Genomic DNA, 12420 nt, shown 5'->3' on the forward strand with positions numbered 1-12420 from the left:
ACTGCGACTCTATTGTTCATGTTTGGATAGTGCCCCCGATGAGCCAATCAAATCTGCATCTCGGCGTCGTGATGGACCCCATTAGCGACATCGCTTACAAGAAAGACACCACCATGGCCATGCTATGGGCTGCCCAGGAGCGTGGTTACATCCTGCACTATATGGAGCAGGAAGACCTTTTCTTGAATGCAGGGCAAGCCTACGCGCGTATGCGGCCTTTAACGGTGCATCGTGACCCAAACCACTGGTATGACCTAGGCGAAGCGTCGGCCCGCCCGCTGGTTGAGTTGGATGTAGTGCTGATGCGTAAAGACCCGCCCGTCGATGCTGATTTTACTAATGCCGTGCATCTGCTGGGCTTTGCCGAACGTGAAGGTGTGCTGGTGGTCAATCCCACGGCGGCGCTGCTGCAGTGTAATGAAAAGCTGTTTGCGCAACAGTTCCCACAGTGCTGCGCGCCGACGCTTGTGGCCAGCCGCGATGATGTTCTGCGTGCCTTCCATGCGGAGCACGGCGATGTCATCTTCAAGCCACTGGATGGCATGGGCGGTACCGGTATTTTTCATATTGGCCCGGACGGCCGTAATATCGGCGCAGTAATCGAGCAGCTCACCTTTCGCGGCCAACGCCAAATCATGGCGCAGCGTTACCTGCCGGAAATAAAGGATGGCGATACGCGCATTCTATTGGTCGATGGTGAACCCGTTCCCTTTGGCCTGGCGCGCATTCCCTCGGCGGGCGAAACCCGTGGCAACCTGGCCGCCGGTGGGCGGGGCGTCAGCCGTGAACTCACCGAGCGTGACCATTGGCTTATCCAACAGGTTCAGCCGATGATTCGTGACAAGGGCTTAATGTTCGTTGGTCTCGATGTGATTGGTGACTATATTACCGAAATCAATGTCACCAGCCCTACCTGTGTGCGTGAAATCGATGATCAGCGGGGTACCAATATCGCCGGTTTACTGCTGGATGCCATCGAGCGCCGCTTAGCCTAAGCGCGGTTCCACTTTTATAATGTCATTTAATTTACGCTATGCCTGCTGGGATGCCTGCAGGCAGTAGGAGACGCATGCAAAGTTTGAAACATCACTTTTTAATGGCCATGCCACATTTAGAAGACCCCAATTTTGCCGGTAGTCTGATTTATCTTTGCGATCACGATAACAACGGCTGCATGGGGGTAATTACTAACCGACCGTTAGAAATCACGCTTGAGGCGCTGTTTGATCAGCTGGAATTAGGCGGTGAAACAAGCCCGCACCGCAATGCGCCGGTTTATTACGGCGGACCGATGCATAAAGACCGTGGCTTCATTCTGCATGTCGGTGATAGTCAGCAGTGGGACTCGAGCATCCAGGTGGAAGATGGCATTGCGCTAACCACATCGCTGGATATTCTTCAGGCCTTTGCTGCTGGCGAGGGGCCAGAGCACTTTTTAGTCTGCTTAGGCTGCGCGGGCTGGGAAGTGGGGCAACTGGAAGAGGAGCTGAAGGAGAACAGTTGGCTAACGGTAGAAGCCGAGAGCAGCGTGCTCTTCAATACGCCACCCGTTGAGCGGTTAACGGCGGCGGCTGGTTTACTTGGTATAGATCTTAACCTAATGACCCGAGACGCGGGGCACGCCTGATGGCCGAAGCGGGGCAGCGTCTCATTCTAGCCTTTGACTACGGTACTCGGCGTATCGGTGTGGCGGTTGGCAATGAGTTGCTGCGTAGTGCGCGCGAGCTAACGCCACTGACGGCGCGGGATGGAATTCCTGACTGGAACGTTGTCGAGCGGCTGCTTAGCGAGTGGCAGCCAGACCTGCTAGTGGTGGGTTTGCCGCTGAATATGGATGGTAGCGAATCAGACATGAGCACCCGTGCTCGCAAGTTCGGTAATCGTTTGCATGGCCGTTTTGGAAAGCCATGTGCAATGGTCGACGAGCGTGGCACCACGCGAGAAGCGAAAATGATCGCTCGCGAGGCGGGCCATAAAGGCAACTATCGTCAAGATAGTGTCGATGGCATTGCGGCTATTCTCATCCTTGAGGGCTGGTTTGCCCACCAGGAAGGCCTGCCTGGCGGGCGTCTTTCGCTGTAGCGCGTGAGTGTCTTAGCGGCGAAGAGTTCAGCGATCCAGTGTGCCGATCTGGGAGGGTACGTACCAACGTACTGGGCGTGCGTCCTGCTCGATCAATTCGTCGACCTTTAGCAAGGTTGCGAAAATTGCCATTCGCATCGGAATGCCATTATCCGTCTGGCGGAAAATCGCCAAGCGAGGGTCGCCATTTAAATCTACATTTAAATCATTGGCACCTGGACGGCTATCCCGAGGTAGTGGATGCATCACAATGGTGCTTTGACTGCAGCGGTGATCGAGAAAATCGCGGTTAACCATAAAGTCATCGGAAAGCCCCTGAAAGCTCTCATTCATCTCATCGGTAAAGCGCTCTTTCTGAATGCGCGTGGTGTACACCACATCTAAATCTGCAAAGTCGCTGGCCAGTGAGTCGCGCTGCTCAATGCGGTGGCCGCGTGATGCTACTAAGTCAATCAGCGAGGAAGGCATCTCAAGGCCCGGCGGTGACACGAGCGTAATGCGCAGCGGGTCATAGAGTGATAAAAGCTTGATCAGTGAATGAACAGTACGGCCGTACTTCAAGTCGCCGGTCAGTAAGATATGTGCACCGCTCAGCGATTTGCCCAGCCGTTGAAACTCTTTATCAATCGTATAAAGGTCAAGTAATGCTTGGCTGGGGTGCTCCCCAGGGCCATCACCGCCATTAATCACGGGTACATTGGTGGCTGCTGCAAACTCAGCGACGGAACCCTGGTCGGGGTGGCGCATCACTATGGCATCGCAGTAGCCGCTCATTACGCGGCTGGTGTCATAGAGTGATTCACCTTTCGCCATTGAAGAGAAAGTAAACCCTGTCGTGTCACAGACACTGCCACCTAGCCGACAAAAGGCTGTATGAAAGCTGACGCGCGTGCGAGTGCTGGCTTCAAAGAACAGATTGCCGAGTACCGCTCCTTCTAATACGCGCGTCACTTGGCGCCGCTGAGCTATCGGCTCCATGCGTGCAGCTACACGCAGTAAGTGATCAACGCTTTCACGGGTTAATGAGTCGACAGTTAGCAGGTGGTGGCTCATGACGGACCTCAGCAAGGTGGTGGATGCGCCTAGTGTAACCGCCAATGAGGGTGCCGCCGAAGGGGTTTAATCTTCTTAATATGACGAATCTGTAATTTTTCTACAAAAGCCCTTGCCAACCCGTCTTTGAGCCCGTAAAGTACGCATCCGCTGCCGGGGACGCCAAGCGTTACCAGCGGTGAATGAAGGTGAAAACCTTCGGTTTGTCAGGTAGTTAGCGATTTTGGATGTGGTCAGGTTTACATCGAAAACAACGCGCTTGACAACCACCAGGAAATGCGTAGAATACGCCTTCCTCGCTGAGGCAAGCCAAGTCAACGGCCAGCCGGGTAGCTTAATTAGTTAGCTACCATAGCGAAACAGCTCTTTAACAATTTGATCAGGTAATTCATGTGGGCGCTTGCTGATGTTAGTGACAAATCACTAAATATCAAGGCAAGCGAACATATCGATACTTTTCGGAGTATCACAGTGAATTCGTTTGAACCTTGAGCCAAGTTTGATCCGCTTTTGTTACTTTCGAGTGACGAGTAAGGATCACAATGATTTTAAACTGAAGAGTTTGATCATGGCTCAGATTGAACGCTGGCGGCAGGCCTAACACATGCAAGTCGAGCGGTAACAGGTCCTTCGGGATGCTGACGAGCGGCGGACGGGTGAGTAATGCATAGGAATCTGCCCGGTAGTGGGGGATAACCTGGGGAAACCCAGGCTAATACCGCATACGTCCTACGGGAGAAAGGGGGCTCCGGCTCCCGCTATTGGATGAGCCTATGTCGGATTAGCTAGTTGGTGAGGTAATGGCTCACCAAGGCAACGATCCGTAGCTGGTCTGAGAGGATGATCAGCCACATCGGGACTGAGACACGGCCCGAACTCCTACGGGAGGCAGCAGTGGGGAATATTGGACAATGGGGGCAACCCTGATCCAGCCATGCCGCGTGTGTGAAGAAGGCCCTCGGGTTGTAAAGCACTTTCAGCGAGGAAGAACGCCTGGCGGTTAATACCCGCCAGGAAAGACATCACTCGCAGAAGAAGCACCGGCTAACTCCGTGCCAGCAGCCGCGGTAATACGGAGGGTGCAAGCGTTAATCGGAATTACTGGGCGTAAAGCGCGCGTAGGTGGCTTGATAAGCCGGTTGTGAAAGCCCCGGGCTCAACCTGGGAACGGCATCCGGAACTGTCAGGCTAGAGTGCAGGAGAGGAAGGTAGAATTCCCGGTGTAGCGGTGAAATGCGTAGAGATCGGGAGGAATACCAGTGGCGAAGGCGGCCTTCTGGACTGACACTGACACTGAGGTGCGAAAGCGTGGGTAGCAAACAGGATTAGATACCCTGGTAGTCCACGCCGTAAACGATGTCGACCAGCCGTTGGGTGCCTAGCGCACTTTGTGGCGAAGTTAACGCGATAAGTCGACCGCCTGGGGAGTACGGCCGCAAGGTTAAAACTCAAATGAATTGACGGGGGCCCGCACAAGCGGTGGAGCATGTGGTTTAATTCGATGCAACGCGAAGAACCTTACCTACCCTTGACATCCTGCGAACCCGGAAGAGATTCCGGGGTGCCTTCGGGAACGCAGAGACAGGTGCTGCATGGCTGTCGTCAGCTCGTGTTGTGAAATGTTGGGTTAAGTCCCGTAACGAGCGCAACCCTTGTCCTTATTTGCCAGCGCGTAATGGCGGGAACTCTAAGGAGACTGCCGGTGACAAACCGGAGGAAGGTGGGGACGACGTCAAGTCATCATGGCCCTTACGGGTAGGGCTACACACGTGCTACAATGGCCGGTACAAAGGGCTGCGAGCTCGCGAGAGTCAGCGAATCCCTTAAAGCCGGTCTCAGTCCGGATCGGAGTCTGCAACTCGACTCCGTGAAGTCGGAATCGCTAGTAATCGTGAATCAGAATGTCACGGTGAATACGTTCCCGGGCCTTGTACACACCGCCCGTCACACCATGGGAGTGGACTGCACCAGAAGTGGTTAGCCTAACGCAAGAGGGCGATCACCACGGTGTGGTTCATGACTGGGGTGAAGTCGTAACAAGGTAGCCGTAGGGGAACCTGCGGCTGGATCACCTCCTTAAACGATGCGTCACAGTCAGTAAGCGTCCACAATGAATTACCTGATCAGATAGCTGTTGATGAGCAGTGATAAGCCACACGCCTAGAGCGTTGCCTTATCACTGCTTCTAGCAGTCGCTCTTTAACAATGTATATCATGCTGACAAGAACACTTCTTAGGAAGTGCTTCTTAAATTGTGATACGTCTCAAGCGTATCCGGCAAAATGAAACGTTATCATTGCGAACCCCAGACTCCTTCGGGTTATAGGGTCAAGCAATGAAGCGCACACGGTGGATGCCTAGGCAGCCAGAGGCGATGAAAGACGTGGTAGCCTGCGATAAGGTTCGGTGAGGTGGCAACAACCTGTGACCCGGACATCTCTGAATGGGGAAACCCACTCATCATAAGATGAGTATCGTGCATTGAATACATAGATGTACGAGGCGAACCAGGGGAACTGAAACATCTAAGTACCCTGAGGAAAAGAAATCAACCGAGATTCCCCTAGTAGCGGCGAGCGAACGGGGACCAGCCCTTAAGCATGAGACTGATTAGGCGAACGCGTTGGGAAGCGCGGCCGTAGCGGGTGATAGCCCCGTAGTCGAAAATCTGATCATGTGAAATCGAGTAGGTCGGGGCACGAGAAACCTTGACTGAAGACGGGGGGACCATCCTCCAAGGCTAAATACTCCTGGCTGACCGATAGTGAACCAGTACCGTGAGGGAAAGGCGAAAAGAACCCCGGAGAGGGGAGTGAAATAGATCCTGAAACCGTGTGCGTACAAGCAGTAGGAGCAGACTTGTTCTGTGACTGCGTACCTTTTGTATAATGGGTCAGCGACTTATATTCAGTGGCGAGGTTAACCGTATAGGGGAGCCGTAGGGAAACCGAGTCTTAACTGGGCGACACAGTCGCTGGATATAGACCCGAAACCGAGCGATCTATCCATGAGCAGGGTGAAGATTGAGTAACATCAATTGGAGGCCCGAACCAGGATCTGTTGAAAAAGATTTGGATGACTTGTGGATCGGAGTGAAAGGCTAATCAAGCTCGGAGATAGCTGGTTCTCCTCGAAAGCTATTTAGGTAGCGCCTCATGTAGTACCGCCGGGGGTAGAGCACTGTTTCGGCTAGGGGGTCATCCCGACTTACCAACCCGAGGCAAACTCCGAATACCGGTGAGTAACGCGTGGGAGACACACGGCGGGTGCTAACGTCCGTCGTGAAAAGGGAAACAACCCAGACCGTCAGCTAAGGTCCCGAAATCCTGGTTAAGTGGGAAACGATGTGGGAAGGCTCAGACAGCTAGGAGGTTGGCTTAGAAGCAGCCATCCTTTAAAGAAAGCGTAATAGCTCACTAGTCGAGTCGGCCTGCGCGGAAGATGTAACGGGGCTAAACCAGGTACCGAAGCTACGGGTTCACACTTAGGTGTGAGCGGTAGAGGAGCGTCGTGTAAGCCAATGAAGGTGAATTGAGAAGTTCGCTGGAGGTATCACGAGTGCGAATGCTGACATGAGTAACGATAAAGGGAGTGAAAAACTCCCTCGCCGGAAGACCAAGGGTTTCTGTTCGACGCTAATCGGAGCAGAGTGAGTCGGCCCCTAAGGCGAGGCCGAAAGGCGTAGTCGATGGGAAACGGGTCAATATTCCCGTACCGGACATGGTTGCGATGGGGGGACGAAGAAGGCTAGGTGAGCCAGGCGTTGGTTGTCCTGGTGAAAGCATGTAGGCCGAGATCTTAGGCAAATCCGGGATCTTAAAGCCGAGATGCGAAACGAACTGACCACGGTCAGGAAGTCACTGATGCCACGCTTCCAGGAAAAGCCTCTAAGCTTCAGATCATGTGCGACCGTACCCCAAACCGACACAGGTGGTCAGGGTGAGAATCCCAAGGCGCTTGAGAGAACTCGGGTGAAGGAACTAGGCAAAATGGTGCCGTAACTTCGGGAGAAGGCACGCCGGCGTAGGGTGACGAGACTTGCTCTCTCAGCCCGAACCGGTCGAAGATACCAGGTGGCTGCAACTGTTTATTAAAAACACAGCACTCTGCTAACGCGCAAGCGGACGTATAGGGTGTGACGCCTGCCCGGTGCCGGAAGGTTAAATGATGGTGTTAGCCGCAAGGCGAAGCTCTTGATTGAAGCCCCGGTAAACGGCGGCCGTAACTATAACGGTCCTAAGGTAGCGAAATTCCTTGTCGGGTAAGTTCCGACCTGCACGAATGGCGTAATGATGGCCACGCTGTCTCCACCCGAGACTCAGTGAAATTGAAATCGCCGTGAAGATGCGGTGTACCCGCGGCTAGACGGAAAGACCCCGTGAACCTTTACTATAGCTTCACACTGGACGCTGATGTTGCCTGTGTAGGATAGCTGGGAGGCTTTGAACTCCGGACGCCAGTTCGGAGGGAGCCAACCTTGAAATACCAGCCTGGCATCATTGGCGTTCTCACTCAGGTCCGTTATCCGGATCGAGGACAGTGTGTGGTGGGTAGTTTGACTGGGGCGGTCTCCTCCTAAAGAGTAACGGAGGAGCACGAAGGTACCCTCAGCACGGTCGGACATCGTGCATTGAGTGCAAGAGCATAAGGGTGCTTGACTGCGAGACAGACACGTCGAGCAGGTGCGAAAGCAGGTTCTAGTGATCCGGTGGTTCTGTATGGAAGGGCCATCGCTCAACGGATAAAAGGTACTCCGGGGATAACAGGCTGATACCGCCCAAGAGTTCACATCGACGGCGGTGTTTGGCACCTCGATGTCGGCTCATCACATCCTGGGGCTGAAGTCGGTCCCAAGGGTATGGCTGTTCGCCATTTAAAGTGGTACGCGAGCTGGGTTTAGAACGTCGTGAGACAGTTCGGTCCCTATCTGCCGTGGGCGTTGGATGTTTGAGAAGGGCTGCTCCTAGTACGAGAGGACCGGAGTGGACGACCCTCTGGTGTTCCGGTTGTCACGCCAGTGGCATTGCCGGGTAGCTATGGTCGGACGGGATAACCGCTGAAAGCATCTAAGCGGGAAGCCCCCTTCAAGATGAGACATCCCTGAGGCCTAGAGCCTCCTGAAGGGCCCAGCGAGACCAGCTGGTTGATAGGCACGGTGTGGAAGCGCTGCAAGGCGTTGAGCTAACGTGTACTAATGGCCCGTGAGGCTTGACCCTATAACACCCAAGGGGTCTGGTCGTGATGATAACGACACATGAAACACCGGATACGCAGCGTGTGGCCCAAGCGACATAACGTCAGGGCGGCAAGCAATGAGACGATCACAATTTAGCAAACGCTAGTCAGCATGATGTACATAGCCAGTTACGCCTGACGACCATAGCGAGCGTGAACCACCTGATCCCTTGCCGAACTCAGCAGTGAAACCGCTTAGCGCCGATGGTAGTGTGGGGTCTCCCCATGCGAGAGTAGGTCATCGTCAGGCACTTATACCGTAAAAAGCCCCGAGCATTCAGTGTTCGGGGCTTTTTGCTGGGCGGTCGACAATACACCTCACCTTAACCCATACACTAACGTGCGGTTTTCTGGCGTTTTATGTCAGAATGCACTCCTCAAGGAGGAATGCCCATGACTCAGATGCGCTGGGAGCAGCTACTTTCCCCACGTCGTCTTCACGATCAACGCTCAACAAGTACCCGTGAAATAGGGCGTAGTCCGTTTCATAAAGACCATGACCGAATTGTTTTCTCAGGCTCGTTTAGACGTCTGGGGCGCAAGACACAAGTGCACCCGCTAACCGAAAACGATCATATCCATACGCGCCTAACTCATTCGCTGGAAGTTGGCTGTGTAGGTCGTTCTTTGGGCATGATTGTGGGGGAGTTGCTACGCGATCGCTTGCCTGAATGGATTACGCCCGCTGATCTCGGCGTCATTGTACAAACGGCGTGCCTGGGGCATGACATTGGTAATCCCCCTTTTGGTCACGCCGGCGAGTATGCCATTCGCGACTGGTTTCAGCGTGCTCAAAGCAGTGGTCTGTTAGAAGGTCTTTCAGACGCTGAGCGCGAGGACCTGCTGACCTATGAAGGCAACGCCCAGGGTTTTCGGGTGATTACCCAGATTGAATATAACCAGTTTAATGGCGGTATGAGGCTTTCTGCGGCCACACTGGGTGCGCTGCTTAAGTACCCTTGGACTGTTCGTTATAGCGGGCGGGCAGGCAAGTTCGGCGCCTACCAGTCTGAGCAGGCGTTACTCAAAGAGGTAGCTGAAGCGGTAGGTTTGTTGCCCAATGGTGAGCAGCGTTGGTGCCGTCATCCATTAGCTTGGCTAGTCGAGGCGGCCGATGATATTTGTTATGCGCTTCTGGATCTGGAAGATGGTTTGGAGATGGGTATTCTGCGCTATGAAGAGGTTGTCGAGATACTGCGCCAGATTGCCGGGGAGTTCCCGCCTGAATATGCCGATATGCAAGCGCGTAATGTGTCCCAGCGTCGCCGCATTGCGCTGTTGCGAGGCGCTGCCATGGAGCGTGCCGTCAATGATGTCGGCGCAGTTTTTGTCCAGCATGAGCAGGCGCTACTAAGCGGCGCCTTAAGTGATGACTTATTAGCGTTATGCCATCCCGATTTGGGCTGGGGTGTGCAAGCGGCTAAGCAACTGGCTCGAGAGCGTATTTTTCAAAACGAGCGTAAGGCAAAATTAGAGATTGGCGCCTATACGACGCTGGGTATTCTTTTGGAAGCTTTTATAGGCGCTGCTCATGAGCTTCACCATACGGGGCACTCATCGTTTAAACATCAACGTGTGCTGGCTCTTATTGGTGAAAACACCCCGCTGCCTTCTTGGCCGCTCTACGATAGCTACCGTCGAATGCTGGACTTTATCGGCGGGATGACGGATCACTACGCAGTGGATCTAGCGCAAGAGATGGGTGGGCGTCTACGCGGTGATTAGGCCAGAGCACTTATACTGACGGTTGGCGTAAGTGCTTTAATTCCATTAGCTTAGCGCGCTCCAGTAGAACATTAATAACCTTGTCATGGATCGCGTCATTGAGCGGACCGGACGTTAGCTCCGTTATCTGTTGAGCTAAGGTATCTCCGCTTACCACTAGGATATCTGGGGCAGCCTCGCTGTTATCTATTTTCCAGCCAGGTAATACCAGTACGCCACGCACCGGCACAGGCACGCCACAACGGCGCTCTAACCAATGGGTAAGCCAGCTAACCCCTTGGCGTGTTTTATGCATTGGTCGGCGCTCTTGCCAGTGTGGAAAACGCAATCGCTCGCGCTCTACCGCCACGGTGTTGAGCTCGTTGCCATCGGTGCCAATCGCGAGGGTTCTTGCCCGTGTCTCGACCACAAACACCCCATGGGGGGTTACTACCACGTGATCGATGGTGAAGCTGTCGGTGGGAACATCATGAAACACGTAGTAGGGGTGCGCATCGGGGCGGACTAATCGTTCCAACTCTTGGCCAACGGCAAGCTCGCAGGCTAAGCCCAATTTTAGCCGCCGAATACGCTGATAATCACGCACCAATAGCAATGAAAACGTGAGTACCAGTAGCGTGCTGAGCAGCCCATACAGGGCCCATTCCACCCAATCCTGCCGGTCAACAAACAACATTCGGCCCATACCATACACCAGCGGCGCCAAGCTGATGATAGGCCCTAATGCGCCGTTTAAAAATAGGCTGGAAAACGCTTGGTCAAGGCGGTGCCGCAGTGCTTGGCCTGGTTCGTGAAGAGGCGCGTTAAAAGGGGAGTGAACGCGAGCATCATGTAGGCTACGCAGCGCAAGGACAATACTGGCCATTGCCGCCATAGGGAATAAAAAAATCAGGGGTAGCAAGTATTCCAGCCAAGCCATTGCAGTGCCTTGCTCTATAGCGACTCACCTGATGGTAAGTCCCGATAATAAGTTATAGTGGTGTAGAAGCTTCAACCGCCAGCGAATTTAACCTGGTAGCCAAGGGCAAGCAGCTCTTGGCGCAGGGTATCGCGATGGTCGCCTTGAATCTCAATAATACCCTCTTTCACCGCTCCACCCGTTCCGCAACGCTTTTTAAGCGTTTTTGCCAACGCTTTAAGGTCGTCACTAGACAGTGGAATACCACTGACGGTGGTCACGCCTTTGCCTTTACGGCCACTCGTTTCTCGCCGAATACGTACCACACCATCAAGAGCAGCCAAGCGCTGCTGCTCGCTCATCTCGTCACACTGACAGGCTTCAAGTGCTTCCCGGCAGATAGGACAGGTTTTGCCATGTTCGGTGGAGTAAACCAGTCCACCTAACTGATCACGTAAAGAGGCCATTATCATCCTCCTATTGAATGTTGAGGCACAGGTGTTTGCCAATATTCACGCGTGAGTCGCTCTACCACTGCAGGTAATTGATACATGTTACTGATCATAATGGCATTTTCAGGCGTTGTTTCGGCATCGGGGAAACGGTTTAGATGAATCACCGTCATGCCCGCTTGAAGCGCCGCGCGGACGCCTACCAAAGCATCGTCTATGGCAATACAGTCACGCGCTGCATAGCCCATAATACTCGCTGCATGGAGATGTAAACAGGGCTCTGGTTTCCAGCAATTAGCGGTATAGCCACTGAAAAAGCGTTTTCCGAAGTATTGGCTAAGCCCCGTGGCCTCTAATGCCGTGTGGATTTTGCTTTCGGGTCCGTTAGAAACCACCGCACTGGGATAAGAGACTAGGATGTCCAACGTTTCACGAGCACCTGGTATAGTCGTCAGCTCCTGAGCAAGCCTAGTGGCTAGCTTGGCCCGCATTGAGGTTTCCATGCGGTCAAGCTGGTCAGGGTCAACATCACCATAGCGTTGTTGCAGTTCAGCAACGATGCGCCGGAAGCGCGCTCCACGAAACTCGCCAAGGTAATCAGTAGTCGCAAAAGGCAGGCCTACTGAATTAAGTCCGATGGCCATCTCTTCGGCCAGTAGCGGCTCGCTATCGACGAGGGTGCCATCACAGTCAAACAGCAAAAGTGGGAGCGGCATTGCGCGGTTCCTTGCAGCGGCTTAAGCGCTGCCAGTATTGGTTTAAGCCATCCATACTGCTATTGAACGGGATTTTACGCTATTTGTGAACACTGTTTTGTTATTTTTTGCTTGCCTACACGATACGCTTACGCCAGCTTAAACGGCTACGCTCAATTTGTTGCCTACCACAATCTATAACTTGGCGTTAGTAAGCGTCCCATTGTGAGCGTTGGGAACAGCTAAGCTGTAATGGCGATATGCATATCTAAAGAAGTCT

At 53.6% G+C, this 12420-nt stretch carries 8 protein-coding genes and 3 rRNA genes; 7 read left to right on the top strand and 4 right to left on the bottom strand.

All coding sequences use genetic code 11. The features are described 5' to 3' along the window. Positions 1-38 precede the first annotated feature (38 nt). The 3 genes from gshB to ruvX all read left to right on the top strand — a co-directional run bounded on the left by gshB (position 39) and on the right by ruvX (position 2082). On the top strand, positions 39-995 hold the full coding sequence (gshB, locus tag ACW44H_RS00195; RefSeq protein ID WP_457506157.1) for a glutathione synthase: 957 nt from the start codon (positions 39-41) through the stop codon (positions 993-995). Positions 996-1069: 74 nt separating this feature from the next. Next, on the top strand, positions 1070-1627 hold the full coding sequence (locus ACW44H_RS00200) for a YqgE/AlgH family protein (protein WP_022520996.1): 558 nt from the start codon (positions 1070-1072) through the stop codon (positions 1625-1627). Further along, the gene (gene ruvX / locus ACW44H_RS00205; protein ID WP_113270259.1) at positions 1627-2082 is read left to right on the top strand and encodes a Holliday junction resolvase RuvX; all 456 of its coding nucleotides are present in this window, start codon (positions 1627-1629) and stop codon (positions 2080-2082) included. The genes ACW44H_RS00200 and ruvX overlap by 1 nt, the downstream gene beginning before the upstream one ends. A gap of 27 nt (positions 2083-2109) precedes the next feature. Here the strand turns inward: ruvX and ACW44H_RS00210 are convergent, their stop codons facing one another. Next, positions 2110-3135 (bottom strand): aspartate carbamoyltransferase, encoded by a 1026-nt coding sequence (locus tag ACW44H_RS00210; RefSeq protein ID WP_457506158.1) that lies wholly within the window; start codon positions 3133-3135, stop codon positions 2110-2112. A 550-nt stretch (positions 3136-3685) separates the two neighbouring features. On the opposite strand from ACW44H_RS00210, the gene ACW44H_RS00215 reads away from it, so the two are divergent. The 4 genes from ACW44H_RS00215 to ACW44H_RS00230 all read left to right on the top strand — a co-directional run bounded on the left by ACW44H_RS00215 (position 3686) and on the right by ACW44H_RS00230 (position 10095). Continuing rightward, positions 3686-5214 (top strand): 16S ribosomal RNA (locus ACW44H_RS00215). A 247-nt stretch (positions 5215-5461) separates the two neighbouring features. Continuing rightward, a 23S ribosomal RNA gene (locus ACW44H_RS00220) occupies positions 5462-8351 on the top strand. A gap of 153 nt (positions 8352-8504) precedes the next feature. Further along, positions 8505-8620, top strand: a 5S ribosomal RNA gene (gene rrf, locus ACW44H_RS00225). Together the 16S, 23S and 5S rRNA genes form the textbook arrangement of a ribosomal RNA operon. 143 nt (positions 8621-8763) lie before the next feature. Then, positions 8764-10095 (top strand): deoxyguanosinetriphosphate triphosphohydrolase, encoded by a 1332-nt coding sequence (locus tag ACW44H_RS00230; protein WP_457506159.1) that lies wholly within the window; start codon positions 8764-8766, stop codon positions 10093-10095. A gap of 10 nt (positions 10096-10105) precedes the next feature. Here ACW44H_RS00230 and ACW44H_RS00235 read toward each other — a convergent pair whose 3' ends face one another. From ACW44H_RS00235 to ACW44H_RS00245, 3 genes are all read right to left on the bottom strand, one after another. Then, positions 10106-11014, bottom strand: a complete 909-nt coding sequence (locus ACW44H_RS00235; protein WP_457506160.1) for a nuclease-related domain-containing protein — start codon at positions 11012-11014, stop codon at positions 10106-10108. A 71-nt stretch (positions 11015-11085) separates the two neighbouring features. Further along, positions 11086-11460, bottom strand: coding sequence for a translation initiation factor Sui1 (locus ACW44H_RS00240; RefSeq protein ID WP_457506161.1), 375 nt, complete (start codon positions 11458-11460; stop codon positions 11086-11088). Positions 11461-11462: 2 nt separating this feature from the next. Continuing rightward, positions 11463-12161 (bottom strand): HAD family hydrolase, encoded by a 699-nt coding sequence (locus ACW44H_RS00245; protein ID WP_457506162.1) that lies wholly within the window; start codon positions 12159-12161, stop codon positions 11463-11465. Positions 12162-12420 lie beyond the last annotated feature (259 nt).

This window comes from Vreelandella sulfidaeris Esulfide1, from assembly GCF_054072535.1.

Coding starts and splice junctions, on each gene's coding strand:
- ruvX (WP_113270259.1), top strand. CDS start 1,627: ATGGCCGAAGCGGGGCAGCGTCTCATTCTAGCCTTTGACTACGGTACT.
- ACW44H_RS00210 (WP_457506158.1), bottom strand. CDS start 3,135: ATGAGCCACCACCTGCTAACTGTCGACTCATTAACCCGTGAAAGCGTT.
- ACW44H_RS00230 (WP_457506159.1), top strand. CDS start 8,764: ATGACTCAGATGCGCTGGGAGCAGCTACTTTCCCCACGTCGTCTTCAC.
- ACW44H_RS00235 (WP_457506160.1), bottom strand. CDS start 11,014: ATGGCTTGGCTGGAATACTTGCTACCCCTGATTTTTTTATTCCCTATG.
- ACW44H_RS00200 (WP_022520996.1), top strand. CDS start 1,070: ATGCAAAGTTTGAAACATCACTTTTTAATGGCCATGCCACATTTAGAA.
- ACW44H_RS00245 (WP_457506162.1), bottom strand. CDS start 12,161: ATGCCGCTCCCACTTTTGCTGTTTGACTGTGATGGCACCCTCGTCGAT.
- gshB (WP_457506157.1), top strand. CDS start 39: ATGAGCCAATCAAATCTGCATCTCGGCGTCGTGATGGACCCCATTAGC.
- ACW44H_RS00240 (WP_457506161.1), bottom strand. CDS start 11,460: ATGGCCTCTTTACGTGATCAGTTAGGTGGACTGGTTTACTCCACCGAA.